Origin of the sequence: Nocardia sp. SYP-A9097 (assembly GCF_009649815.1) — a bacterium.
Classification (GTDB): Bacteria; Actinomycetota; Actinomycetes; order Mycobacteriales; family Mycobacteriaceae; genus Nocardia.
Genome location: NZ_WJIC01000007.1, coordinates 274,842 through 299,537, shown reverse-complemented (window position 1 = coordinate 299,537; position 24,696 = coordinate 274,842). Strand labels below are relative to the sequence as shown.

The 24,696-nt window shown below is 66.3% G+C and carries 28 protein-coding genes and 1 pseudogene; 15 read left to right on the top strand and 14 right to left on the bottom strand.

Features of this window, described 5'->3' with window-relative positions:
* Nucleotides 1–12: 12 nt before the first annotated feature.
* Together GFY24_RS17700 and GFY24_RS17695 are read left to right on the top strand one after the other, a co-directional pair.
* The gene (locus tag GFY24_RS17700) at nt 13–687 is read left to right on the top strand and encodes a hypothetical protein (protein WP_153806123.1); all 675 of its coding nucleotides are present in this window, start codon (nt 13–15) and stop codon (nt 685–687) included.
* 91 nt (nt 688–778) lie between these two features.
* On the top strand, nt 779–1,510 hold the full coding sequence (locus tag GFY24_RS17695) for a dienelactone hydrolase family protein (RefSeq protein ID WP_194852910.1): 732 nt from the start codon (nt 779–781) through the stop codon (nt 1,508–1,510).
* Nucleotides 1,511–1,560: 50 nt separating this feature from the next.
* Here GFY24_RS17695 and GFY24_RS17690 read toward each other — a convergent pair whose 3' ends face one another.
* Together GFY24_RS17690 and GFY24_RS17685 are read right to left on the bottom strand one after the other, a co-directional pair.
* Nucleotides 1,561–1,878 carry an AzlD domain-containing protein gene (locus GFY24_RS17690; protein WP_153806121.1) on the bottom strand — a complete coding sequence of 106 codons (318 nt, stop codon included), beginning with the start codon at nt 1,876–1,878 and terminating at the stop codon, nt 1,561–1,563.
* Nucleotides 1,875–2,669, bottom strand: coding sequence for an AzlC family ABC transporter permease (locus GFY24_RS17685; protein WP_153806120.1), 795 nt, complete (start codon nt 2,667–2,669; stop codon nt 1,875–1,877). The genes GFY24_RS17690 and GFY24_RS17685 overlap by 4 nt, the downstream gene beginning before the upstream one ends.
* 369 nt (nt 2,670–3,038) lie before the next feature.
* Between GFY24_RS17685 and GFY24_RS17680 the strand changes: the two genes are divergently transcribed.
* Nucleotides 3,039–3,611, top strand: coding sequence for a helix-turn-helix domain-containing protein (locus GFY24_RS17680; RefSeq protein WP_153806257.1), 573 nt, complete (start codon nt 3,039–3,041; stop codon nt 3,609–3,611).
* Between the two features lie 30 nt (nt 3,612–3,641).
* On the opposite strand, the gene GFY24_RS17675 is transcribed toward GFY24_RS17680, so the two are convergent.
* Nucleotides 3,642–4,004, bottom strand: coding sequence for a hypothetical protein (locus tag GFY24_RS17675; protein WP_153806119.1), 363 nt, complete (start codon nt 4,002–4,004; stop codon nt 3,642–3,644).
* A gap of 61 nt (nt 4,005–4,065) precedes the next feature.
* Between GFY24_RS17675 and GFY24_RS17670 the strand changes: the two genes are divergently transcribed.
* Nucleotides 4,066–4,521: a MarR family transcriptional regulator gene (locus GFY24_RS17670; RefSeq protein WP_309230978.1), complete on the top strand. Its 456-nt coding sequence runs from the start codon at nt 4,066–4,068 to the stop codon at nt 4,519–4,521.
* A 20-nt stretch (nt 4,522–4,541) separates the two neighbouring features.
* Here the strand turns inward: GFY24_RS17670 and GFY24_RS17665 are convergent, their stop codons facing one another.
* Nucleotides 4,542–5,063 carry an HNH endonuclease gene (locus GFY24_RS17665; protein ID WP_153806256.1) on the bottom strand — a complete coding sequence of 174 codons (522 nt, stop codon included), beginning with the start codon at nt 5,061–5,063 and terminating at the stop codon, nt 4,542–4,544.
* A 481-nt stretch (nt 5,064–5,544) separates the two neighbouring features.
* Between GFY24_RS17665 and GFY24_RS17660 the strand changes: the two genes are divergently transcribed.
* The 5 genes from GFY24_RS17660 (at nt 5,545) to GFY24_RS42060 (ending at nt 9,232) form a co-directional block, all read left to right on the top strand.
* Nucleotides 5,545–5,949: a globin gene (locus GFY24_RS17660; RefSeq protein WP_309230977.1), complete on the top strand. Its 405-nt coding sequence runs from the start codon at nt 5,545–5,547 to the stop codon at nt 5,947–5,949.
* Between the two features lie 154 nt (nt 5,950–6,103).
* On the top strand, nt 6,104–7,711 hold the full coding sequence (locus GFY24_RS17655) for a glycoside hydrolase family 13 protein (RefSeq protein WP_309231003.1): 1,608 nt from the start codon (nt 6,104–6,106) through the stop codon (nt 7,709–7,711).
* A gap of 77 nt (nt 7,712–7,788) precedes the next feature.
* The gene (locus tag GFY24_RS17650) at nt 7,789–8,070 is read left to right on the top strand and encodes a hypothetical protein (RefSeq protein ID WP_309230976.1); all 282 of its coding nucleotides are present in this window, start codon (nt 7,789–7,791) and stop codon (nt 8,068–8,070) included.
* Nucleotides 8,057–8,524 (top strand): DUF5130 domain-containing protein, encoded by a 468-nt coding sequence (locus tag GFY24_RS17645; protein WP_309230975.1) that lies wholly within the window; start codon nt 8,057–8,059, stop codon nt 8,522–8,524. The genes GFY24_RS17650 and GFY24_RS17645 overlap by 14 nt, the downstream gene beginning before the upstream one ends.
* A gap of 396 nt (nt 8,525–8,920) precedes the next feature.
* Nucleotides 8,921–9,232: a helix-turn-helix domain-containing protein gene (locus GFY24_RS42060; RefSeq protein WP_228566423.1), complete on the top strand. Its 312-nt coding sequence runs from the start codon at nt 8,921–8,923 to the stop codon at nt 9,230–9,232.
* A gap of 223 nt (nt 9,233–9,455) precedes the next feature.
* On the opposite strand, the gene GFY24_RS17635 is transcribed toward GFY24_RS42060, so the two are convergent.
* From GFY24_RS17635 to pepN, 4 genes are all read right to left on the bottom strand, one after another.
* Nucleotides 9,456–10,046, bottom strand: a complete 591-nt coding sequence (locus tag GFY24_RS17635) for a ClpP family protease (protein ID WP_153806116.1) — start codon at nt 10,044–10,046, stop codon at nt 9,456–9,458.
* The gene (locus tag GFY24_RS17630; protein ID WP_153806115.1) at nt 10,043–10,648 is read right to left on the bottom strand and encodes a ClpP family protease; all 606 of its coding nucleotides are present in this window, start codon (nt 10,646–10,648) and stop codon (nt 10,043–10,045) included. The genes GFY24_RS17635 and GFY24_RS17630 overlap by 4 nt, the downstream gene beginning before the upstream one ends.
* A gap of 167 nt (nt 10,649–10,815) precedes the next feature.
* On the bottom strand, nt 10,816–11,382 hold the full coding sequence (locus GFY24_RS17625; RefSeq protein WP_153806114.1) for a hypothetical protein: 567 nt from the start codon (nt 11,380–11,382) through the stop codon (nt 10,816–10,818).
* Between the two features lie 318 nt (nt 11,383–11,700).
* Nucleotides 11,701–14,289: an aminopeptidase N gene (pepN, locus tag GFY24_RS17620; protein ID WP_153806113.1), complete on the bottom strand. Its 2,589-nt coding sequence runs from the start codon at nt 14,287–14,289 to the stop codon at nt 11,701–11,703.
* A gap of 128 nt (nt 14,290–14,417) precedes the next feature.
* Here pepN and GFY24_RS17615 point away from each other — a divergent pair, with 128 nt between their 5' ends.
* Complete coding sequence (locus GFY24_RS17615; protein WP_309230974.1) at nt 14,418–15,290, top strand: phosphoribosylaminoimidazolesuccinocarboxamide synthase; 873 nt, start codon at nt 14,418–14,420, stop codon at nt 15,288–15,290.
* Nucleotides 15,291–15,458: 168 nt separating this feature from the next.
* Here GFY24_RS17615 and GFY24_RS17610 read toward each other — a convergent pair whose 3' ends face one another.
* Nucleotides 15,459–16,139, bottom strand: coding sequence for an NAD(P)H oxidoreductase (locus GFY24_RS17610; RefSeq protein ID WP_228566393.1), 681 nt, complete (start codon nt 16,137–16,139; stop codon nt 15,459–15,461).
* A 114-nt stretch (nt 16,140–16,253) separates the two neighbouring features.
* On the opposite strand from GFY24_RS17610, the pseudogene GFY24_RS43740 reads away from it, so the two are divergent.
* Both GFY24_RS43740 and GFY24_RS42955 read left to right on the top strand, forming a co-directional pair.
* Nucleotides 16,254–16,757 (top strand): annotated as a pseudogene (locus tag GFY24_RS43740) (cupin domain-containing protein); the annotation flags it as partial.
* A gap of 166 nt (nt 16,758–16,923) precedes the next feature.
* The gene (locus GFY24_RS42955) at nt 16,924–17,178 is read left to right on the top strand and encodes a helix-turn-helix transcriptional regulator (protein ID WP_309230973.1); all 255 of its coding nucleotides are present in this window, start codon (nt 16,924–16,926) and stop codon (nt 17,176–17,178) included.
* A 74-nt stretch (nt 17,179–17,252) separates the two neighbouring features.
* Here the strand turns inward: GFY24_RS42955 and GFY24_RS17600 are convergent, their stop codons facing one another.
* The 3 genes from GFY24_RS17600 to GFY24_RS17590 form a co-directional block, all read right to left on the bottom strand.
* Entirely contained in the window at nt 17,253–18,521 is a 1,269-nt protein-coding gene (locus GFY24_RS17600) for an RNA polymerase sigma factor (RefSeq protein WP_153806110.1), read from the bottom strand.
* Nucleotides 18,522–18,530: 9 nt separating this feature from the next.
* Nucleotides 18,531–18,932, bottom strand: a complete 402-nt coding sequence (locus GFY24_RS17595) for a YciI family protein (RefSeq protein WP_309230972.1) — start codon at nt 18,930–18,932, stop codon at nt 18,531–18,533.
* Between the two features lie 104 nt (nt 18,933–19,036).
* On the bottom strand, nt 19,037–20,257 hold the full coding sequence (locus GFY24_RS17590; RefSeq protein ID WP_153806109.1) for an NAD(P)/FAD-dependent oxidoreductase: 1,221 nt from the start codon (nt 20,255–20,257) through the stop codon (nt 19,037–19,039).
* Nucleotides 20,258–20,419: 162 nt separating this feature from the next.
* Here GFY24_RS17590 and GFY24_RS17585 point away from each other — a divergent pair, with 162 nt between their 5' ends.
* On the top strand, nt 20,420–21,064 hold the full coding sequence (locus GFY24_RS17585; protein WP_309230971.1) for a DsbA family protein: 645 nt from the start codon (nt 20,420–20,422) through the stop codon (nt 21,062–21,064).
* A 60-nt stretch (nt 21,065–21,124) separates the two neighbouring features.
* On the opposite strand, the gene GFY24_RS17580 is transcribed toward GFY24_RS17585, so the two are convergent.
* Both GFY24_RS17580 and GFY24_RS17575 read right to left on the bottom strand, forming a co-directional pair.
* Nucleotides 21,125–22,108, bottom strand: a complete 984-nt coding sequence (locus GFY24_RS17580; RefSeq protein WP_153806251.1) for a M48 family metallopeptidase — start codon at nt 22,106–22,108, stop codon at nt 21,125–21,127.
* A gap of 100 nt (nt 22,109–22,208) precedes the next feature.
* Nucleotides 22,209–23,216 carry a M48 family metallopeptidase gene (locus GFY24_RS17575; RefSeq protein WP_153806108.1) on the bottom strand — a complete coding sequence of 336 codons (1,008 nt, stop codon included), beginning with the start codon at nt 23,214–23,216 and terminating at the stop codon, nt 22,209–22,211.
* A 104-nt stretch (nt 23,217–23,320) separates the two neighbouring features.
* Between GFY24_RS17575 and GFY24_RS17570 the strand changes: the two genes are divergently transcribed.
* Entirely contained in the window at nt 23,321–23,794 is a 474-nt protein-coding gene (locus GFY24_RS17570; protein WP_153806107.1) for a ribose-5-phosphate isomerase, read from the top strand.
* Nucleotides 23,795–23,875: 81 nt separating this feature from the next.
* A complete protein-coding gene (locus GFY24_RS17565; RefSeq protein ID WP_309230970.1) occupies nt 23,876–24,688 on the top strand; it encodes a DNA-formamidopyrimidine glycosylase family protein in 813 nt (270 codons plus the stop codon).
* Nucleotides 24,689–24,696 lie beyond the last annotated feature (8 nt).

Here is a 24,696-nt window from a genome sequence, read left to right as displayed (position 1 = left end):
CCGACCACAGTGATGTCCGGCGAACTGACCCTGCACCTTCCAGACCCCGCGGAGCGAGAAAACCTCTCCGCCTTCATCTCCCATGCGGTGCGGCTGGATCCGGGCGCGGTCATCCGGCTGCGCCGCCGCGGTGATCGGTACGTATCGGCCTGGGCCGGAACCGGTTTCGAGGCGCTCGCGGTCCGCACCGTGGTGGCGGTTCTCAGCACCGATGATGTGACCGTGAGCGGGGAGACGGTGCTGGCCGGGCTGCACGGCCCGGACTGTGCCGCTCCGTTCCCGCTCGGTTATGCCATGGATTCGGCCTGGCGCTCGGCGCTGCCGCCGGAGACCGGCTTCGCGCATATCGATGATGTGCCGGCCCGCATGCTCGTCGAATTGGCCGAGCGCGGAGCGGAATTGGCGCAGGAACACGGTTCCGGCCACGGCCCGCCCGCCTCGCTCCTCGACCAGACGGTGCTGACCGTGTCGAGCGGCGGGGAACAGGTCGAGGTCCCCATGCGTGTCGTCTTCGCCTTGGCCGCAATGGATTTCATCCCGCACAGCGGTGAGGAGACCGATTCCCGGCGGATCTCGGTGGACGAGATCGTCCGGGTGCGCGCCGCCCGCACCTGGCTGCGCCTCGATGCCCGGTACGGATCGGTCGCCCGCCGCCGCGGTCCCGCGATTCCTTTACTCTCACACTGACTTTCACGCCACCGCCCTGCCATCGACCATTCGATGGCAGGGATCGGCCGTTCGATTGGTGCCGCCCGGCGGCCATGGCTACTTTGAGTTCATGAGCGATACAGGCATCGTGACGGAGTGGATCGATATCGACGTCGACGGCGCGGTGATGAGCGCCTACCTCGCCCACCCGGAAGCGCCCGGCGACTATCCGGGAGTCATTGTCGGCCATGAGATCTACGGCCAGCACGAGTCGGTGCTCGCCGCGGCCGAGCGGCTCGCGTCCCTCGGCGTCACCGTGCTGGTCCCGGATCTGTTCTATCGCACCGAACCTCGCGCCGGTCTCGACTGGACTCCGGAAGGCCGGGAACGCGGACTGGAGCTCCTGCGCACGCTGAATCGCGTCGGGGTGGTCGCCGATATCGCCGCCTGCATCGACGAGCTGAAGCGCCGCGATGCGACCTCGGTCGGCATGGTCGGTTTCAGCGCGGGCGGCCACGTCGCCTACTACGCCGCCACCCAGCTCCCACTGAATGTGCTCGCCGCCTTCTATCCGGGTTGGCTCACCAATACCGATATCCCGCTCTCGACCCCCGAACCCACCATCGAATTGACCGAGGGAATCACCGGTCGAGTAATCCTGTTCTTCGGCGGCGAGGATCCGCTCATCGACGCCGCCGCCCGCGCCGAACTCGAGAAGACCCTCTCGGACAACGGTATCGAGCACGAACTCGTCGTCTACGAGGACGCCCCACATGGTTTCGTCTACCCGGGTCGCGACTGGTACCGCCCGGAGGCCGCCGAAGACGCCTGGTCGCGCCTGGTCGGCCTACTGCGCGAGTGAGGTCTCGCCATTGCGACCGGGTGAAAGGTCCAGCGTGAGTGGCGCTGTCGTCAGTGCACGCCGAGCACACGCAGGCCCGCGGTGATGACCGCCGCCGTCAGAATGACGACCAGCAGCGGCGCTCGCCGCCACGCCAGCACGGCCGCGACCAGAACGCCTGCGGGGAGTGCCAATCCGGCGTGGCCGCCGCCCGACGGCATGAGTGTGGTGACGGCCAGGGCGGTGAGTAGCACCACCGAGGACACCTCGAGAAGTTTCACCGTGCGCGGGGACACCTTCACCCGGCTCCGTAGCGCCGGACCCGCGAACCGAAAAGCGAAGGTGCCCACGGCAAGTGCGATGACACCCGCGAGCAGCGTGCCCGTCATGGGGTGGCCTGAACTTGTGCGGCGGCATTGACCAGAACGATGTTCTCGGCTCGACCGGTGTCATCCACGTGTGTGGCCGACCCGGCATTTTCCGCGACCTCATCCTCGTTGGTGGTGTCGGCGGAACCGGCGCGGCGGACGACCAGCAGGACTGCGGTGAGCGCGAGTAGCACGGGTAACCCGGCTCCCAGGAACGGTGTGGAGATTGCCGCAACCACCGCACCGGCGAGAGCGGCTGTGCGCGTGAGGGGGTCACGCAGAGCGGGCAGGACCAGGGTGACCAGGACCGCCGGGAAAACCGCATCCAGGCCGAAGGCATTGGGGTTCGGGACAACCGACCCGAGGATCGCGCCGATAGCCGCACCGAGCGGCCAAGCGGCCAGCACGGCGAGCCCGCACAGCCAGTAGGCGGCGCGCCGGCGGGGACGATCGGGCTGGGCCAGGGCCATGGCGACCGATTCGTCGTTCATGACGTGCGTGCCGAGCAGTCGCCGCCACCCGGTGCCGACCACATCCGGCACGGACAGGCCGTAGGGCAGGTGCCGGGCATTGACCAGCAAACCCGCCAGCACCGCCGCGACGAGGCTGCCGCCCGCGGTGAGAATGCCGAGGAAGACGAACTCGGACCCGCCCGCGACCACGGCCACGCTCATCAGCATGGGCAGCCAGGTGGGGAATCCGGAGGTGACCGCCGTCGCCCCGTAGGAGACGCCGATCATGGCGACTGCCAGGCAGATCGCCGCAATCCCCGTCACTACACTCCGATCGAGTGTTCGCCATATCGAACGCATGCCGTCTATATTGAACGCATCCCGCTCGGTAAGTCAAAGACCCCGTCCGCAGCCAACCGGCCATATCGCCATGCCGCAAAACTCCACAGTCGCAGCCTTGGTAACCCCGCCGCTACTTCAACAGCTCGCGTCGCGGCCAGGTCATTCCGCTGTGACGTGGATCCCGGCCGAAAGCCTGCCGGGACGACGGGCATTGCGGCGGCGGGCTTCCCGTCGATCGGTAGCACGATTCCGCCCGCCGCGTCATGGCCATCGCCGGTTCGCGCCCGTCATGAATCGCTCGCTGCGAGGCGGCCTTCTCGCCGCTGGTCTGCGATCGGCCGCGTGGTCGTAGTCGAAAGCTCGCGCCGGGTACTGTGTGAACCCGATATGACCCAGTCCGACAGTCCTTCGTCCGCGTCACCGCAGGAGGCCATCGCCGCCGCCCTGCGCCGCGAGCGCGCCCGCGCCGGGCTCTCGCTGACCGAGGTCGCGCGTAAGGCGGGAATCGCGAAATCCACACTCTCGCAACTGGAGTCGGGCTCCGGGAATCCCAGCATCGAAACGCTGTGGGCACTCTGCGTCGCCCTGGATATTCCGTTCTCGCGCCTGCTGGATCCGCCGCGGCCGATGGTCCAGGTGATCCGCGCGGGCGAGGGTGCGATGCTCGCCTCATCCCAGTCGGAGTATCGGACGACGCTGCTCGCGGCCTCGCCGCCCACCGCGCGCCGGGACATCTACCGCATTACCGCCGAACCCGGTCACTCTCGTGACTCCGACCCGCACAGCCACGGCGTGGTCGAACATATTGTGCTGGGCGGTGGCCGGGCCAAGGTCGGCCCCGCCGACGCCCCGGTGGAACTGCATCCCGGCGACTACATCTGCTACCCCGGCGATTCGCCGCACGTCTTCGAGGCACTCGAACCCGGTACCTGGGCGCTGCTCGTCAGCGAATACAGCTGAACGCCGAATTCCTCAGTATTCCAACAGCTTTCATGTGGTGGCAAGCCACCACGCCGAACCCAGATGAACGGCCGCCAGTACGGCGCAGGTGGCCGCCATCGGCCAATTGCGCCGGCTCGCGCCGATAATGCCGTCGCCGATCTGCGCCAATCCGGCGACCACGAGAATCGGGGCCAGTCCGCCGCGCGCGTCGACCGCCAGCAGTGTCAGCAGGACCAGGCTCAGCGGTACCGCGCGAGCCCCATATCCGTAGGCGAAGAACGTCGTTCCCTCGTTGACGGTGCCGCCGCCCGGTACCGCGAGCGCCGGCCGGACCATGCCCGCCACGCTGGAGGCTCCCGAGATCACCGCGACGACGGCATTGGCCAGGGCGATGGCCGTATAGGTATCCATATCATTCTCTCCATAAATCATTCACTGTCTGAATGGTTATGGCAGAAGTATCATCTGCACCGTGAACGAAGTCAAGAACCCCGCGGGACTCCCGTCGACGCTGTCCTTCCGGCTCGGCACCCTCGGCTCGGCGGTCGCGGACCGGTTCGCCGCGCGCATCGCCGCATACGACCTCAAGCCCAAACACGCGGGTCTGCTGACGGCCTTGAGCCTGGAACAGGTTGCGTCACAACAGGAATTGGCGCTACGGCTGGGGGTCGCACCGAGTCTGGTCGTGGCGCTGGCCGACCATCTGGAGCGTCTCGGCGCGATCGAGCGACTGCGCGATCCCGCGGACCGTCGCCGTCAGGTGCTCACGCTCACCGACCGTGGCCGGGAGTTGCTGCGGGACTGCACCACCGCCGCGCGCACGCTCGATGAAGAGTTGACCGCCGGACTGACGGCCGCCGAGCGCGGTGCGTTCCTGCGTGTGCTCGGCAGACTCGCCGCCGACGCCGGTCTGCCGACCGGGGATTGATCAGGGCGGGTTCGCGGGATTCAGGCCGCGCCTTCGCCGAGGTACTGCAGCCAGGTCGGATCCAACTCCGAACTGGCGGTGAGTAGTCGCCAGTGTGGGCCCTTGGGCGCCACCATCTGATGGTGCATGGTCCAGCCCAATTCGCTGAGCATTTTGTCTGCTTTGCGATGGTTACAGGGAGCGCAGGAGGCTACGCAGTTCTCCCAGGTGTGCGCGCCACCGCGGCTGCGCGGGATCACGTGATCGATGGTTTCGGCCTTGCCGCCGCAGTACGCGCAGCGATAGCGGTCGCGATGCATGAGAGCGGCGCGGGTCATGGGAACGCGGGCGCGATACGGCACATGCACATACGTGCGTAGCCGGATCACCGAGGGGAGCGCCACCGAGGTGCCGGCGGAGTGCACAACCGGGCCTTCGGGATTGTCGTGAACGGTATGCGCCTTATCGCAGATGAGCAGTACGACAGCGCGGCGCGCGGAGAGCGCGGTGAGGGGCTCGTAGGTGGCGTTCAAGAGCAGAACGCGACTCTTCGACCAGCTCAGGCCGGGAAGGACATCGGCCGGGCGATGCGCGGAATGATCATGATGCGCATCCGGATGGGAATGTTCGGACAAGATGTGCAGCGGAGTAGCCCCCGACCCACGATTGTGGACGTCGGCGGGCTGGAGTTGTCGGTGCGTGCGCGCCTCGTGCCGGGCGCCGTGCCGCTGCTTCATGGGCAATACCCCGAATTCGTACTCGTCCGATGATGTGGTATTCGGCAGACTGCCACCCAGTTGACCATGGAACGCCGCACATTGCACGGTGATTTCGCACATTGTCGGGCACAAACGGATGAACGACGCATGACGGTATGAAACACCCACGGGAACAGCCTCGAGAGGTCCACCTCGCAGGTCCGCGGCCGTCCCGTTTCTGGACTGAGTGGAGCGGGGGAGCGAAGCGGAGGAGCGGAGGGAGGGAAGAAGCGGGACTTAGGGGCCGCGGACCCCGCCGGAGCGAAGCGGAGGCAAAATAGACACCGTGAGCACCGGCGAGCAGACAGCGACCTCCTTCTATCAAGCCGTGGGTGGGGCGGAGACCTTCGAGCGGATCGTTGCCGCCTTCTATCGGGAGGTGGCGGGTGATGAGGTGTTGCGCCCGCTGTACCCGGAGGAGGACCTCGGTCCGGCCGAGCGCCGGTTGCGGATGTTCCTGGAGCAGTACTGGGGTGGGCCGCGCACCTACGGTGAAGAGCGCGGGCACCCGCGGTTGCGGATGCGGCACCACCCGTTCAAGGTCGGCCCGATCGAGCGGGATGCCTGGTTGCGCGCCATGCACATCGCGGTCGCCGAGATCGAACCCGCGCTGCTGGACGACGCGCATCGCAAGCAGCTGCTCGACTACTTCGAGATGGCCGCCAATTCGCTCATGAACTCGCCGATCTGAATTCGTGGCGCAGAAGTTGTAGGCCCGCAGAGCGTTTCCGGTTCCGCAGCGCATCCGCTGATCATTTGCTGAATCTGGACAAGTGTCGGCGTCGTGCCCTCGAGTGTCGGCAGGCTTTGGCACCATTACCGCTGTGACCGAGAACTCCGCCGCTGTGCCCTTCGTCGCACCGGGTTTCGTGCCCGCGCCGGCGCCGTGGTGGCGATCCGCAGTCTTCTATCAGGTGTACCCCCGTTCCTTCGCGGACTCCGATGGCGACGGTGTGGGTGACCTGCGCGGATTGCGTGACAAGCTCGGCTATTTGGAGCTGCTGGGGGTGGATGCGCTGTGGATCTGCCCGGTCATGCGCTCACCCATGGCGGACGGCGGTTACGACGTGGCCGATCCGCGCGATATCGATCCGCTGTTCGGTGGTCTGCGCGCCCTGGACGATCTGATCGACGAGGCGCATGACCGGGAGATGCGGGTCACCATGGATCTGGTGCCCAATCACACCAGTGATCAGCATCGGTGGTTTCGGGCCGCGCTGGCTGCGGCGCCGGGCAGTCCGGAGCGCGCCCGCTATTGGTTCCGGGACGGTCGTGGCCCGGATGGCGGTGTGCCGCCGAATAATTGGCCGAGTATTTTCGGTGGCCCGGCCTGGACGCGTGTCACCGAGGCCGATGGCAGGCCCGGTCAGTGGTATCTGCATATCTTCGCGCCCGAACAGCCGGACCTGAACTGGGATAACCCGGAGGTGGCACAGGATTTCGAGCACACCGTGCGGTTCTGGTTGCAGCGCGGAATCGACGGATTCCGTATCGATGTCGCGCATGGAATGGCCAAACCCGCTGGTCTACCGGATATGGAGCTTCAGCAGCGGCCCGTCGACGACTCCCATTTGGTAGTGCACGACGACAATGATCCGCGCTTCAACAATCCCGGCGTGCACGAAATCCATCGCCGGTTGCGCAAACTCATGGACGAGTTCCCGAATGCGGTTGCCATCGGCGAAGTGTGGGTCGACGACAACACTCGGTTCGGCGATTACGTGCGCCCGGACGAGCTACATCTGGCATTCAACTTTCGATTAGCCGAGACGCCGTTCCATCCGGACAGAATCCGTGACGCCGTGGACAATTCGCTGCACGCGGTCGCGGCGGTGGGTGCGAGTGCGACCTGGACGCTCTCCAATCATGATGTGGAGCGCGAGGTCACCCGGTACGGCGGTGGCGCGGTGGGGCAGGCGCGGGCGCGGGCCATGATCATGCTGGAGTTGGCGCTGCCGGGCAGCGTATTCATTTACAACGGTGCGGAATTGGGTCTGCCCAATGTGGATGATCTGCCGGAGGCGGTGCTACAGGATCCGACCTGGGTTCGCTCGGGGTATACCGAGCGCGGACGGGACGGGTGCCGGGTGCCATTGCCGTGGGAGGGGGAGCAGCCGCCGTTCGCGTTCACCAGCGGTGCGTCGTGGCTCCCCGTGCCCGCGTCGTGGTCGGCGGTGACGGTGGAGAAACAGTTGGAGCGCTTGGACTCCATGCTGTCGCTGTATCGGATGGCCATCGAATTGCGTGCGGTGCGACCGGAATTCGGCGGGCCGGGGTTGGAGTGGTACGGAAGTCCACCGGGCTGTCTGGCATTTCGGCGCGACGGTGGGCTGCTGTGTGTGCTCAATGCCACCAATGCGGTGATAACCCTGCCCGCGGGTGAAGTGTTGTTGGCGAGCGCTCCGATTAGCGCCAGAAAACTTCCGGCAAACGCTACGGCCTGGCTTGTTTGAGCGAGATCGCGACGACACGTGCGCGCGCACGCTCACCGGTCGGCGGTGACGATCCGGGCATCGATTACCGTTGGGCTGTGAGCATTCTCCAGACAGTGCTGATCTACGTCGGCATCCCGCTTGCGATCTATTTGGTGATCGCCGGTTTGTCGTTCCTCGGTAAGCCGCTGCCCGGCAAGAAGCCGGACCACTTCGAGCTCGGCGCGAAGTGGACCCAGCCTCCGGTGCTGTGGAGCGCGACGGACGAGGTGACCGGTTCCGGTCACCACGACAATGCCGAGTCATCGCATGGCAACCATGCTGCTATCGAATCCGCCGCGGCGGACCTGATCGGAGGCCGGGCAAGTGGCAAGTTCTAATTGGCCTGCGGTGAACGAGGCCGAGCTACCTCACGGCTACGCGGTCACCGTCAGTGGACGCGTCTCCGGCGTGCATGAGGCGGGCTTCGTTTTCAGCGAAGTGCCGTTCACCGATCATGAGCGGCTGCTCATGGACAACGCGCTCACCGATGCGACCCGGGCCACCAAGGTGCGGTTCAACATTTTCATCGGTGACCTGGGCGCGGACGCCGGCTCCGGTGCCGACGCGGTCTTCCCCGGTACGCCGGACTCGGCCCGCTCGGTGCTCATCGCCGTCGACCCCAATGCCAAGGCCGTCGAGGTCCGCTCCGGCCGTGAGGTCGCCGAGCGCGCCAACGATCGGGTCTGCCAGCTCGGCGCCACCGCCGCGCTGAGCTCCTTCCGTCAGGGCGAGCTCATCGACGGCCTGGTCTCCGCGGTGCGCGTCATGGCCGCCGCTATCGGCCGGGTCTGATCTCCACACCGGCGCCGCGAATCTGCGGCGCCGGGGACACCCCCGCACCCCTTCCATCTCCGCGCCCCCGCTTCTCGACCGGGTGCGCGCAGAGGGAAGGGGTGCGCCGTTCTTCGCCCGCCACGACCGCGAGAGATCGTGGCGGGCGAAATCTGCTCTGAGCAGAACGGAGCGCGCCGGGCCGGCCCGCAGTCTTACGCTCGGACCATGTCCGAGCAGCCGCGACTCCACTCCATCCCCGGCGGACTCGCCGAGCGGGCCGAAACCCAACGGCCGCAGACGGTCCCCGGGCCGCGCGATTCGCGGCCGGGCGACCAGACCCTGAACAGCTCCGCCCGGAGTGATCGCCTCCCGGAATCCCGCGGCCGCCGAGGTCTCGGTGAGCGTCCGCGCGCCCTGCGCCCGGTTCGTGAGCCGCTGTGGCGGGAGGCGCTCGGCGCTCAGTTGCGGGCGCTGCGGCAGGAGCAGGGCGAGAAACTGGTGGAAACCGCTGGGCGAGCCGGGATTTCGCCGCAGTACCTCTCCGAGGTGGAGCGCGGGCGCAAGGAACCATCCAGCGAGATGATCGCCGCCCTGGCGGGTGCGCTCGGCACCGACCTGATCGGCCTCACCGAACAGGTCGCCACCGAACTCCGCCGCCAGCGCCTGGCTTCGATCACCCGCCCCACCGCCCAGGTCTTCAACGGCCCGGTTATGTTGGCCGCCTGAAACTGTCAAAGCCGAGGTAGGCCGGGCTGCCGAGCAGAGTGGCCGCCGAGCTCCCATGCGCATGCCGGCCAATAGTCCGATAGTCGGTAGGGGGCGCCGAGCTGCCGAGCGGAGTTGGCCGCCATGCTCCCGTGCGCACGTCCGCGAGTGTGCACGCAGGGCGGGCGACACGCTGTTGTTGCCGCCATGCGTGCACACTCGCCGTTCGCCGGGCGGTGCTGAATCAGTCTCGGGGGCCGAGGATTTGGTCTACCAGGCCGTAGTCGAGTGCCGCTCGGGCGGTGAGGACTCGGTCGCGGTCGGTGTCTCGGCGGAGGGCTTCGAGGGGTTGGGCGGTGTGTTCGGAGAGGATGGCCTCCACTTCGGCGCGGAGGCGGACTACCTCGTCGGCTTGGATTATGAGGTCGGGGATGGTGCCTCGGCCGCTGATGGCGGGTTGGTGCAGGACCACTCGGGCGTGCGGGAGCATGGTGCGGCGGCCTTTCGCGCCGCCTGCCAGGAGGACCGCGCCTACCGCGATGGCCTGGCCCACACAGGTGGTCGCCACCGGGGATGAGATGTGCTGCATGGTGTCGTAGACGGCGAGCATGGCGGACAGGTCGCCGCCCTCGCAATTGATGTAGAGGCTGATCTCCTGGCCCGGGCTGTCGGCATCCAGGTGCAGCAGTTGCGCGATGAGCGCGTTGGCTACGCCGGAATCGATTGGCGTGCCCAAATATACGATGCGCTCCGCCAGCAGATGCGAGTAGACGTCCATGATGCGTTCGCCGCGCGGATGCTGGGCAATCACATTGGGAATGGTGTAGCTGGTCATGCCGAGATCCCCATCTTCTGTCGTTGCGGGACGATCTGCCAGAAGGATTCGACTATCCCGTCGATGAACCCGTACTCCTTCGCCTGCGTCGCGGTGAACCAGCGATCATGCAGCGAATCCTCGTAGACCTGGTCGAACGGTTGCCCGGTGTCCTGGGCGATCAGGCCGAGCACGGTCTGCACGGTGTAGCGCAGATCGTCGGCCTGCACCTCCACCTCGACCGCACTGCCCCCGATACCCGCCGACCCCTGATGCATGAGGATCCGCGCGTGCGGCAGCGCGAACCGCTTTCCCGGCGTCCCCGAAGACAGCAGGAATTGTCCTGCACTGCAAGCCAATCCGAGTGCCAGCGTGGACACATCGCACGGCACCAGCCGCATCACATCCCGAATCGCGAGCATGGCGGGCACCGACCCGCCCGGCGAGTGAATCCACAGCGAAATCCCCGTCTCGGGATCCTCCGCCGCCAATTGCAGCAACTGCGTCATCAGCAGCGCCCCATTGTCGTCGTCCAGCCCCCCGTCGAGCACCAGAATCCGCTTCCCGAACAGCTGTTCCCGTGTGCGCCAGTTGAACATCGGCGTCTTCTCATCCTGTGCCATACGTCCACCGTGCCGCACACCGCACCGATATTTCCGCTCCCGCTGCCCACGGCAGATCCGCCCACAGCAGCGCACCGCGCGCTCCCGCCCAGCCTGTTTCGGTGTTGGTCGCCGAACCCGGTCTGGCATGTCTCGGCGGCTATGCTCGGGCTTCGGTGAGATGACGGTCAGCGGCAGCGCCAGCGGCCGACGACATGCGTCGCGGGTTCCTGTTCGCCCGCCGCCGTGGTGTTTTGGGCGAACCAAGCATCCATTGTCCCGGTCTGCCGGTCCGCATCGACGGTGATGGTTCCCGGTGGATCGGTGTGCTGGCCGGGAAGATATCGCATGACTCGGCCCATGGACTCCTGGCCGCCGGGAACATACAGGCGCGCGTTGGTGACAGCGAGTTGCCGTGACCTCGGCGCTCCCTCATCCGGGGGGATCACGATCTCCAGAACGACCTTGTGCGTGCCCACGCTGCCCACGATGCTGACCGAATTGCTGCTCGAACCGGCGCACTGCGTCGCCAGTAGGGGCGGGAGTGAGACCTCTGAATCGTGCACGTTGACACCGAGATTCAACTCTCCGGTGACAACACCGGTGAAGGTCAGGGCTTCCGGCACATCCGCGAGCGGCCGCTGGGGATCGAACCACCGATCCTGCACCAGCAGACCGACCCACACGAGCAATACCGCGCAGGCGAAAGCCGCCAACCCCCACTGTGCTCTCCGCACCGAGCCCGCCGATCTCACGCCGCGATTCTGCGGCCGAACCGGCTGTGCCGCAACCATATCCGCACAACAACCCAGAGAGAACGTGGAGATATAGAAGTGACCGACCATCCGATACCCGGCACTCCACTGCCGAACCCGCTGACCGGGCTGCCGACAATGGCGGTCCCCGCTGACGCAGCCGGCGGAGTCTATGCGAGTGCATATTTCGGCATACGACGTGCATGAGGCTTTCGCCGAGGCCAAGCTGTGGGAACAGCGCCACGCCATTCGGAATGAGTGAGTAAATCGCCCGCAGCCCCTCTCGCGCGAAGACGAAAGGGGCTGCGGGAGTGGGGGTTACGCGCGGTCGAAGGCTCGGGCTCGGAGGGAGCGTTCGATGCCTGCTTTGCCTTCCACGACCAGGCGGCGCAGGGCCGGGGGGTGGTCGTTGGAGAGGAATTTGTCGGCTACCGCGACTGCTTCTTCGGTGATGGCCCAGTGGGGGTAGAGGCCGACCACTACGGTTTGGGCTACTTCGCTGGAGCGGCGGTCCCAGACGGACGGGATTTCGGCGAAGTAGCGTTCGACGTAGGGGGTGAGCAGGCCGGCCTGGCCTACCGGGGCGAAGCCGGCGACGATCGCGCGGGCGGTGATATTGGGGAGCGCGTCGTCTTCCATGACCGTGGCCCACGCTTTGGCCTTGACCGGGATCTGCGGGCGGGCCGTGGCCGCGGCGGCGGCTTGGCGGCGACCGGCGGCGGTGTCGTCGCGACCCAATTCGGCGTCGATGGCGGGGGTTTCGATGCCGTCGTTGTCCAGGTCACCGGCGGCGGCGAGGGCCTGGATGAGCCGCCAGCGCAGGTCGGTGTCGACCTCCAGACCGGGGAGGGCGGCCGCCGGATCGCCTTCGAGGACCTGGCGCAGCGCCTCGATGTGGCGGACCGACAGGTGCGCTCCGGTGAGCGCGTTGACGAACGCCAGCTGATAGTCCGAGCCGGGTTCGGCGGCACGAGCCAGCGAGAGCAGGCGGTCGGCGAACTCGCCCCAGCCGGTTTCGGTGGCCCAGTTCGGGTCCGCGTAGGAGGAGATGGCGGTGTGCGCCTGCATCAGAAGGCGTTGCACCACACCGATTTCGGTCTCCGCGCCGATGCCGCGCTGTACCAGGGCGACGAAGTCGCGGGCCCGCATCTCCGCCTGCCGGGTCATTTCCCAGGCGGCCGACCAGGCCAGCGTGCGGGGGAGCGGTTCGGCGATATCGGCAATGCGATCGACGACGGTCTCCAGCGATCCGGAGTCCAGGCGCACCGAGCAGTAGGTGAGGTCGTCGTCATTGACCAGCACCAGTTTGCCCTGGGCGACACCGATCAGCTCCGGCACCTCGGTGCGCTCGGCCGGATCGATATCGAGCTCGATGCGCTTGGTACGCACCAGCTTTCCGTTCTGATCGGCATAGACGCCGATGGCCAGGCGATGCGTGCGACGCTCACCCGCGCCGGGCTCCGCACCGTCCTGGATGACGGTGAACGAGCTGTACTTGCCGTCGGCGTCGACGGTGAACTCCGGCCGCAGGATATTCAAGCCGGTGGTCTTGAGCCACTGCGCACCCCAATCCGAGAGATCGCGCCCGGATGCCTTCTCCAGCGCGCCCACCAGATCATCGAAAGTGGCGTTGCCGTAGGCATGTTCGGTGAAGTAGTCGCGCAGGCCCGCCAGGAACGGCTCCTGTCCGACGTACGCCACCAGTTGCTTAAGTACGGAAGCGCCCTTGGCATAGGTGATTCCGTCGAAGTTCACCTCGACCGCGTGCAGGTCCGGGATGTCCGCGGCAATCGGATGCGTGGACGGCAGCTGATCCTGCCGGTACGCCCAGGACTTCTCCACATTCGCGAAAGTGGTCCAGGCATTGGTGTATTCGGTCGCGCCGACCTGGCAGAGCACGGAGGCGAAGGTGGCGAAGGATTCGTTCAACCACAGGTCGTCCCACCACTTCATGGTGACCAGGTCGCCGAACCACATGTGCGCCATCTCGTGCAGCACGGTCTCGCAGCGGCGCTCATAGGAGGCACGAGTCACCTTGGAGCGGAACACATAATCTTCCAGGAAGGTGACCGCGCCCGCGTTTTCCATTGCGCCCGCGTTGAATTCGGGGACGAACAGCTGGTCGTACTTGCCGAAGGCATACGGCACACCGAAATTGGTGTGATAGAAGCCGAAGCCCTGCTTGGTTTCGGTGAAAAGCCGTTCGGCGTCCATATATTCGGCGAGCGAGGCGCGGCAGTAGATGCCGAGCGGGATCTCACCGTGCGAGTCGGCGAAGCTGTCGGTCCACTTGGCGTACGGACCGGCGATCAGCGCGACCAGGTAGGTGCTCATGCGCGGGGTGGTGGCGAAGGTGTGCTCCAGCACCGCGCCGATCTTGCGGCTGCCGGCCACCGCGCCGTTGGAGATGACCTCCCAATCCTGCGGCGCGGTCACGATCACGTCGTAACTGGCCTTGAGGTCGGGCTGGTCGAAGCAGGCGAACATGCGCTTGGCATCGGCGGTTTCGAACTGCGAGTACAGGTACACCTTGTCGTCGGTGGGATCGACGAAACGGTGCAGACCCTCACCGGTGTGCGAGTACTCGGCGTCGGCCTCGACGACCAGTTCATTGCTCGCGGCCAGATCGGGCAGGACCAGGCCCTGTGACTCGTCGTAATCGCTCACATCCAGCGCGACACCGTTCAGCACGGCCGAGCGCAGCCCCGCGCCCACGAAGTCGATAAAAGTCCGCGCGCCCGGTGTCGCCGTGAATGTCACCGTGGAGCGCGAGAAGAACAGGTCATTGGTCGCCGCTTCGGCACTGGTGGGCTGTCCGGTCAGGTCCAATTCGACGCGGTAGTTCTCCACCTGGACCGTTGCGGCGCGTTCGATCGCCTGCTCGCGGGTGAGATTCGGTGCGGACAAGGGTGCTCCTTCGCTCTCGGAACTCTGTGCCGTGTTGGGATGCGACGGTGCCAACAATGCCATGTCCACCCGTCGGTTCGCTGCTGGATATGGCGGGGTGCCGACCCGAATCGGCACGTCGGTAGGGTGTGCACCGGCAGCGATCCCAGTCCGAGGAGGAGAAGTTGAAGCACATTCACGCCGGTAAGGTGCGCGACCTGTACGAGGATGGCGACTCGCTGATCCTGGTCGCATCCGACCGGGTGTCGGTCTTCGATGTGGTGCTGCCCACCCCGATTCCGGACAAGGGGGCCATGCTCACCCAGTTGTCGAACTGGTGGTTCGGGTTCTTCGACGGCATTCCCAATCACATTCTCTCCACCACCGATGTGCCCGCGGAGTTCGCCGGGCGCGGGGTGCGGGTCAAGCCGCTGAAGATGCTGAAGGTCGAATGCGTCGCGCGCGGTTACCTCACCGGCGGCGGGCTGGCCGAGTACAAGCGCAGCGGAACGGTTTCCGGAATCGCGTTGCCGCCCGGGCTGGTGGACGGCGACAAGCTGCCCGAGCCGCTCTTCACGCCCAGCACCAAGGCCGATGAGGGGCATGACGAGCCCATCTCGTTCGCCGATGTGATCAACCAGGAGGGCGCGGAGGTCGCGAACAAGCTCCGCGACCTGACCCTGGAGATCTACTCGCGCGGGGCCGAGCACGCCGCCGCCCGCGGTGTGATCATCGCCGACACCAAGGTCGAATTCGGTTGGGACGGAGACGTTCTCACCCTCGGCGACGAGGTCCTCACCTCGGACTCCTCCCGCTTCTGGCCCGCCGACGACTACGCCCCCGGCCGCCCGCAAGCCTCCTTCGACAAGCAGTACGTGCGCGACTGGTCCACCGGCACCGGCTGGAACAGGGAGTACCCCGGCCCCGAGATTCCGGCCGAGGTCATCGACGTGACCCGCCAGAAGTACATGCAGGCTTACGAACTCATCACCGGCAGCCCTTGGACCGGGATCGCCAAGTAACCCCAAGCCGCCCACCAGCCATCTTCATCCCGCCCCACCTCGTCATCCCGGCATGCTTTTGGCCGGGACCTCGCTGAAGGGGTGGATCCCGGCCAAAAACGCGCCGGGATGACGAGGGCGGGTGGACCTGGACGGATGGGGTGGCGGGTTTCGCTCGGCCCGGGTGCGTCAGGCTGGGATGCGGTCTGCGGCAAGGAAATTCGTGATGTGGTCGGCGACCTTGCGTTCGAAGTCGGCGTAGTGGGTGTCGCGGGCCGCGCCCGAGATGGCTTCGCCGATTTCGAGGTTGCCCGCGGAGTCGAGGCGCTGGGGGCGTTCTTCGGCGTCGGGCAGGACTGCGATCTTCGAGTCCGAGAGGCCGCAGTAGTAGGCGATGCCGCCGCTGAGTTGGGTGTCGAGCATGGTGTGGATGGCGGGGATGATGGCGTCGTCGGCGGTCGCGCCGGCCAGGCCGATCCAGAGCATGCGTTTGCCCGCGAGGCGGGATTTGCTGCGGCCGTAGGCGAAACCGTAGTTCCAGACGCGGTCGATCCAGCCTTTGAGCAGGGCGGGGACGTAGGCCCAGTAGATGGGGAAGACCGTGATGATGAGGTCGGCGGCCAGGACCCGGCGCATATGGTCTTCGACCTCGGGGGAGTAGGGCTTCTCGCGGTCGTTCCAGTCGGGTTGATCCGCGACATTCATGCGCGGGTCGAAGCCCTCCGCATGCAGGTCGAGCAGGTCGACGCGGTGCCCGGTGGCTTCCAGCTGCGCGACCGTGCGGCGCGCGATGTGCGCGGTGAGCGAGTCGGTGCGGTGATGTGAGACCACGACCAGTGCGGTCGGCCGCCGGGTATCGTTGTGCGACAAGGGAATTCCTCCTGAAGTGTGGTGCTTGCGCTGTGTCTCCAGTACACCCGTGATCGGATAGACGATCCATAGCCGGAACCCTCCAGTGGATAGGAATTCGTCTACAGTCGAGCCGTGGACCCTCTGAGTCAGCTGCTGGGCGGTATTCGCGCCGAAGGATCGGTCGTTACGCATGCGGTGCTGGCCGCGCCCTGGGCCATCCGCTTCGCCGATTGCGCCCCCATGACCATGGTCACCGTGCTGCGCGGCGGTGGCACGCTCGTCCTGGCGGATGGGACCCGCACATCGCTGGTCACCAATGACACCGCCATTATTCGCGGTCCGGAACCCTTCCACTTCGCCGATCAACCCGGGTCCGTGGGGGTACCGCACACCGACTACGAGATCGCCTGCTTCACCGAACCCGATTGCGATGCAGCGGATTTGAGCGGAATCGCCTGGAACTCCGAATCCGATCAGGCGACCGCGCTGGTGGTAGGCGCGTACCAGACTTCCGCCCGCCGCCATGAACGCCTGGTCCGCGCACTACCACCGGTCCTGGTCGTCAGCGACGATACGGATATGTGCCCGTGGATGGAGGCGGCCGCCGCCGAGGCCGTCGGCCAGAGCGCGGGTTCGCAGGCCATGATGGACCGCCTACTCGACTGGGGCCTGGTCTGCACCCTGCGCAGCTGGTTTCGAGCAGGCCGGAACCGATGCGCCCGGTTGGTATCGCGGCGTCAACGATCCCCTGGTCGCGCCCGCATTACAGGCGATCCACACCCGCCCGGGCGTACCGTGGACCGTGGCATCGCTCGCCTCGCAGGCGGGCGTCTCCCGAGCCTTGTTCGCCAAGCGTTTCGCGGCGATCATGGGCACCCCGCCCCTGACCTACCTCACCGAATTCCGCATGGACGAGGCCGAAGAACTGCTCGCCACAACCGATCTCACCGTCGCCCAGATCGCGAAATCTCTCGGCTACGCCGATGCCTTCGGCTTCAGCGCGGCCTTCAAACGCCATAAGGGCATGAGCCCCACCGGATTCCGCGCCGCAGCCTGAGCCCGACGGTAATCGGATCGAGAATCGCGACGACCCACTCCATCCCCGGCATGCTCTCGGCCGGGATCCACCTCTCACAATGAGTTCCGAAGCAGCGCAGCGCGAAGCATCAGGTAATCACGTTCCGGCATGCTGGTGGTGCGGCGCGCGGCGGCCGAGTACGAGGCGATGGCCGACTCGAAATCGCCTGCCATTTCATAGAAGTGGCCGCGAACAGCCTCCAGTCGATGCGACCCCCTCAGCGCGTTCTCGATGGTGGCAACCAGATCCAATCCCGCCCGCGGTCCCTCGACCATGGCCAGTGCCACCGCACGATTGAGCGTCACCATCGGATTGGGCGTCAACCGTTCAAGCCTGCTGTACAGCAACAGGATTCGATCCCATTCGGTGTCCTCGGCGCGCAATGCCTGCGAATGCAGCGCGGCTATCGCGGCCTGGATTTGATACGGCCCGGTGAGCCGGCCGGGCAGCGTCCCGGTGACCAGCCGAATCCCCTCGGTGATGCTCCCGTGCTCCCACTTGCCGCGATCCTGTTCGGCCAGCGGGATGAGCTCGCCGTGTGGCCCGGTCCGAGCGGCCCGCCGGGAGTCGGTGAGCAGCAGCAGCGCCAGCAGACCGGTGACCTCGGAATCATCGGGCAGCAGTCGATGCAGTGCGCGTGCGAGCCGAATCGCCTCTGCGGAAAGGTCATTGCGGCGCAGCTGCGATCCGGTCGTGGTGTGGCCTTCGGTGAAGATCAGGTACAGCACCTGGAGTACGGTGCCGACCCGCTCGCGCCAGGCCCCGGGATATCCGGATTCCCCGGCGGCGGAATGGTTTTCGCCGGAGGCGAAGGGTCTGTCCACTGCGGCGAGTCGTTTCTTCGCGCGCGAAATCCGCTGTGCCATGGTGGATTCCGGTAGCAGGAAGGCGCGCGCGATCTCCTCTGTCGAGAGTCCGCCGACCGCTCGCAGCGTCAATGCGATGGCGCTCGCCGGGGACAGCACCGGATGGCAGCACAGGAAGAACAGCGTGAGCGTGTCATCCCGCCCGTCCACCGCGTCCGAGAGTTCCGCCGCCGCGGGTACTTCGCGCAGCATGGTCGCGGTTTCCCGATTGCGCCGCGCCACTTCGGCTCGCACGGTGTCCACGAGCCGCCGCGATGCCACCTGAATCAACCATCCGCGCGGATTGTCCGGCTTTCCTTCGACGGGCCACTGTGTCGCCGCCGCCAGCATCGCCTCCTGCAGTGCGTCCTCGGCGGTGTCGAAATCCCCGTATCGCCGCACCAATACGCCGAGCACCTGCGGCGCGAGTTCGCGCAGCAGGTCCTCGATTTCATACGTGGTCGATCCGTGCCCCATTCCGGATGGTCACGAATCGCTCGCGGGTGCGCCCATGACCGCACGCACCTCGATGTACTCGCCGATCGGTGTCCCGCCCGGTCCCGGCCCGGCCGAAGCCTGGGCGGCGATCTCCAGTGCCCGTTCGGGCGAATCCACATCGATGAGCCAGTATCCGGCCAGGAATTCCTTGGTCTCCGGGAACGGCCCGTCGGTCACCACGGCCGCGGACCGCCCGTCCGAGCTGACCACGCGCGCCTCATCCGGCCAGGCCAGCCCCTGCGCGTCCACCAGTTCACCGGATTTGGCGAGCTCCTCGCCGAGTGCGCGTTGAAAGTCGATGTGTGCCTTGATCTCCTCGGGCGCCCACTCGCTGATCGGTGTATCGCAGAAGGCGGCGGGGCTGTACGTCTTGAGCAGCATGTACTTCACGGTCGTCTCCTATGTTCGGTGCTTTCACGGATAGGTCGGAGCCCGGCTCGCGATTTCGACACACTTCGGACCGCGGGGATGTGATGGTCGTCATGGGAGGTCTGTCACAACGGCAAGGAGGTGTCGGCCAGCCGATCGGGATCGACAGCCTCCCCGCCGTGGATGATCTCCTTGATCCGGTCGCCCGCATCCCAGACATTCACGTTCATCCCGGCGAGCACCCGATTCGCGGAGTCCAGCCAGAACGCCACGAATTCGCGTTTGCCCAGATCCCCGCGCACCACCACCCGCGCGGCCTGCTTGGGCGCGACATACCCCGTGTACTCCATACCCAGGTCGTATTGATCGGTGAAGAAGTACGGCAGCCGGTCGTACACGGCGGGTTTGCCGAGCATGGTGGCGGCGGCCACTTCGGGCTGATTGAGCGCATTCGCCCAGTGCTCCACCCGAATTCGCCGTTCCAGTATCGGATGCTGTTGATCGGCGATATCGCCGACGGCGACGATATCGGGATCGCTGGTGGCCAGGCTCTCGTCCACCAGGACACCGTCGCCGGTGGCCAGTCCGGCATCGACCGCCAGTTCGATATTCGGCCGTGCGCCCACCGCGACCAGCACCGCATCGGCGGGAATGAGCGTGTCATCGGCCAGTCGAACCCCGGTGGCGCGGCCCTCGGCGGTGGTGATCGCGGCGACCTTGGTGTCGCAGCGCAGGTCCACGCCGTGTTCGCGGTGCAGGTCGGCGAAGACCGCGCCCATCTCCGGTCCGAGCGCGGTTTGCAGCGGCATCGGCAGTGCTTCGAGTACGGTCACCTCGAGTCCGGCGTTGCGGGCGGCGGCGGTCACCTCGAGGCCGATCCATCCGGCGCCGATCACCACGAGTCGTGTTGCGGTGCCGAACATTTCGAGCAGCGCGAGGGAATCCTCGGCATTGCGCAGCGTGTACACCCCGGCAGCGTCGGAGCCCGGAATCGGCAGGCGTCGCGGCCGAGATCCCATGGCCAGAGCCAATTTGTCGTAGGTGATGGTCGTACCATCCGGCAGCGCAATGGTTTTCGTCGCGCGATCCACTCCGGTCACCGTGGTGCCGAGCAGTACCTCGATATGGTGATCGCGATACCACTGCGAGGGCTCCACGATCGCGTCCTCGGGCGTCTTCTTACCGAGCAGACACTCCTTCGACAGCGGTGGCCGCTCGTAAGGTAGTAACTCCTCCGCGCAGACGAGTGTCACCGTCCCGTCGAAATCATTGGCGCGCAGGGCTTGCGCGAGCTTGGCCGCAGCCAGCCCACCACCCGCTATGACGAACCTTGATGCCGTGGTCATGTGGACCTCCCTGCGCCGCCCATCCGCGGCTGCCGACGACGAAGGCTGATGATCCGACCCTAGTCCGGAACAGGTGTGCCTTGGCGGAAATAACGGCAAGAAGGTGCATTGTTGCGCTTAAGGGCGGCCATGCCCGGCCGACGATTGCGAAAGGGACTACTCGTGAGTGACACCAACAAGGACCGGGTCGATTTCTGGTTCGATCCGCTGTGCCCGTGGTGCTGGATCACCTCCCGCTGGATCCTCGAGGTCGAGCAGGTCCGCGATATCGATGTGAACTTCCATGTGATGAGCCTGTCCGTGCTCAATGAGGGCCGTGAGGGGCTGCCGCCGCAGTACGAGGAGCTGCTGAAGACCGGCTGGGGTCCGGTGCGGGTGGCCATCGCGGCGGCCCAGAAGAACGGTGACGAGGTGCTGCCCGCGCTGTACGCCGCCATGGGTACCCGGCTGCACAACCGCCGCGCCGACTACGAGACGGACGGCCCGCGCGAGGACATGCTGGCCAAGATCATCGCGGAATCCCTCGCCGAGGCGGGCCTGCCCGCCGACCTGGCCGCCGCCGCCACCAGCACCGATTACGACGAGGCGCTGCGGGTTTCGCATCACGCCGGAATGGACAAGGTCGGGCCGGATGTCGGCACCCCGACCATTCACATCAATGGCGTCGCGTTCTTCGGACCCGTGCTGTCGCGGATTCCGCGCGGTGAGGTCGCGGGCAAGGTGTGGGACGGCGCGGTCGCGCTCGCCTCCTACCCGCACTTCTTCGAGATCAAGCGCACGCGCAACGAGGATCCCGAGTTCGACTGAGTTTCGCAGGCTGGGCAGAACAATGCCGGGTCCGCCGATCGCTGCGGGCCCGGCAGGCGTTCACTGCGGGAAATATGTTGTGGTGCTGCCGTATCCACTCGGCGGCGACTGCGGATAACCGCCGTACGGTGCGGGCGGCTGCGCGGACTGCGGCGGGGCCGGGCGCAGGAACAACTGCCCGTGCTTACGGCGATCCCGCAGCGCCCACATGCGCCAGGTCAGCACCGGATGACTGGACATGGCGTTCACGATCCACACGAAGAAGCCCTTCTCCTGCGGTGCGCGATCGGCCATTTCGTCGAATCCGACAATGGTATTGAGGTATTTGCCGCCGGCCAGGGTCTGCATGGCGGTGGGCGCACCCACATGCCGGTTGCAGTAGCCGTGATTGTCGGCCGTGTACTCCTGCGCGCGAATCAGCGAATTGCCGATGATCGGCAGGAACGGGCCCAGGAACATGCCCAGCTGCCGCCAATACGACACATGCCCGGCCGCGATATGCCCCACCTCGTGCCCGATGATGAACGCCAGGGCATCGGGTTGCCGTGCTGCGCCGCCGATTTCGAACAGATCGCTGTAGACGACCACGAAGCGCCGGAAACCGTGTCCGGAGGCGAAAGCATTGATCTGCCCATTGCCGAGCACCACATACGCGTCCGGAACCGTCTGCATTCCGAAGCGCGCGGCCGCCTCCTGCACCATGCGATAACCCTCGGGGAACTGTGTCGGCGACATTTTCACGCCATTCACGCGCTGGGTCGAGTAGGTCATGCCACGCCCGATCCACAGCAGCAGCGGTGCGAACACCAGCAGCAGCACGTACTGATCCAGGCTGCCGGTCAACAGCAGCAACAACGCGAACATGTAGGCCAGCACGGTCAGCACCACCATGACCACCAGCAGCGGAATCTCCCAGCTGTGCCGGGCGGGCATACCGAACGGGGACAGACCGCGGGTCTGCTGATGCGGTGGGATCTGCGGCGGCGAATACCCCGGCTGCACAACCCATCCCGGCGGGCCCACCTGCGGATTCCAACCCGACATCCCCGTGACCGGATTCCATCCCGGATGACCGGTGCTGGCTGGAATCCCCTGCGGTGCGTTCGGCGGCTGCGACTGATCGTCGGACGTCATGGACAGAACTCTATGTGGCAGAGGGAGCGGGCCGCAGAAACAGCTTCCCGTGCCGGCTGCGATCACGCAGCGCCCACATGCGCCAGGTGTTCACCGGATGACTCGCCTGCAGATTGGTCAGCCAGACGAAGAAGCCGGTTTCGGTGAAGGCGCGATCGGCCATTTCATCGAAACCGACCAGGACACCCAGGTATTTGCCCGCGGACAGCGTGGTCATGGCTCCGGCCGCGCCGGTGAAACAGTAGCTGTAGCCGTGATTATCGGCGGTGTACTCCTGCGCGCGACTCAGTGCCGGACCGAGCACCGGCACGAATTGCATGAGCACCGTGCCGAATTGCCGCCAATACGAGGTGTGCCCCGCCGCGATATGCCCGACCTCGTGACCGATGACGAAGGCCAGCGCCTCGGGTTGCCTTGCGGCCCCGCCGATTTCGAACAGATCGCTGTTGACGACCACGAACCGCCGGAAGCCGTGACCCGCCGCGAACGCATTGATCTGACCATTGCCGAGCACCACATACGCGTCCGGGCTGTGTTTCATACCGAATCGGGTGGCGGCCTCCTGCACCATGCGATACGCGTCCGGGAATTGTGTCGGGGACATCTTGACTCCTTGCACCCGGGCCTGCCCCCACTGTGATCCGCGCAGGAACCACACCAGAATCGGCGCGAACGCCAGAATCGACAGGTACACATTGTCGGTGCCGCGCCCTACGGCGTAAACCGCGTAGGGATAAGCGAATACGGTCAGTACGACGATGATCACCAGTAGCGGAATCTCCCAGCTGTGCCGCGCGGGCAAGCCGAACGGCGACAACCCCCGCACGTGCGGATCCATCGGCATTCGCGGTGGCAGTTGCTGCGGTCGCGTCTCATCGGGCACCACCGGCCCCCATCCCGGCGGACCCGTCGCGGGATCCCATCCGGTGATCCCCGAGACGGGATTCCATGCGGGACCGCTGATCGTGTGCCGGGCAGTCAAAGTGGGCAGTCGTTCTTCGCGGTCATGGGACGGCATGGCACACCCTCGAGTCGGAGGCCGGGTAGGTGGACACCCTGTTATTCGCGCACCCGCTCACCCACCGTTAATGCCGTCCGGCAGGCCCTGAGAGAATCGCTGCCATGCGCGTATACCTGGGTGCCGACCATGCCGGCTTCGAACTGAAGAACAACGTCAAGTCCCACCTGGAGTCCCAGGGCCACGATGTCGTCGACTGCGGCGCACTCGAGTACGACGCCGTCGACGACTACCCGGCCTTCTGCATCGAGGCCGCCCGCCGCACGGTCGCCGATCCCGGCAGCCTCGGCCTGGTCTTCGGCGGCTCCGGCAACGGCGAGCAGATCGCCGCCAACAAGGTCCCCGGCGCCCGCTGCGCCCTGGCCTGGAGCGTGGAGACCGCGCAGCTGGCGCGTCAGCACAACAACGCACAGCTGATCGGCGTCGGCGGCCGCATGCACAGCACCGAAGAGGCGCTCGCCATCGTCGACGCCTTCCTGGCCGCCGAATGGTCCGACGAGGCCCGCCACCAGCGCCGCATCGACATCCTCGCCGACTACGAGAAGACCGGCATCGCCCCCGAGGTCCCCGCGTACTGACCGCTCACCCGGAATACGCTGCGCCGCCGCGAACTTGGGTCCGCGGCGGCGCCCTTATCGCCTCCAGAAAGCTGGTGATCCGTGCCCGAAGGGCATACGTTGCATCGCCTGGCCGAGCTGCATCAGCAGCGCTTGGCCGGCGCGCCGGTGCGCGTCTCCAGCCCACAGGGCCGCTTCGCCGCGGAGGCCGCACGCCTGGACGGCCAAGTCCTGGCCGGCGCCGAAGCCTGGGGCAAACACCTACTGCACCACTATGATTCGGGCCTCGTAGTCCACATCCACCTGGGCCTCTACGGCAAATTCTACGAATCCCCCGTCCCCATGCCCGCCCCCGTAGGCGAGGTCCGCATGCGCCTGATCGGCGCGGGCAACACCGGCGACCCCTACGGCGTAGACCTGCGCGGCCCCAACACCTGCGAAATCCTCCTCGACCCCGAAGTAGACGCTCTCACAGCACGTTTGGGCCCAGACCCCCTCCGCCCAGACGCCGACCCCGACCGAGCCTGGCACCGAATCAGCCGCTCCCAGCGCTCCATCGGCTCCCTCCTCATGGACCAAAAGGTCATCGCCGGGGTGGGCAATGTATATCGCGCGGAAATCCTTTTCCGCCATGGTATTTCACCGCAGCGCCCCGGCGCGAAGCTGAGTCACGAAGAGTGGCAAGCCATTTGGTCCGACCTGGTGGGCCTCATGAAGGTGGGCGTCCGCGGCGGCGTGATGGTCGTGGTTCGCCCCGAACACGACCACGGCGCACCTTCATACGCCGTGGACCGTCCCCGCACCTACGTCTACCGCCGCGCGGGCGACCCCTGCCGCCTCTGCGGCACTGCCGTCCTGTATTCGGTACTGGAGGGGCGAAACCTGTTCTGGTGCCCCACCTGTCAGCCTCGTTGAACCAGGTT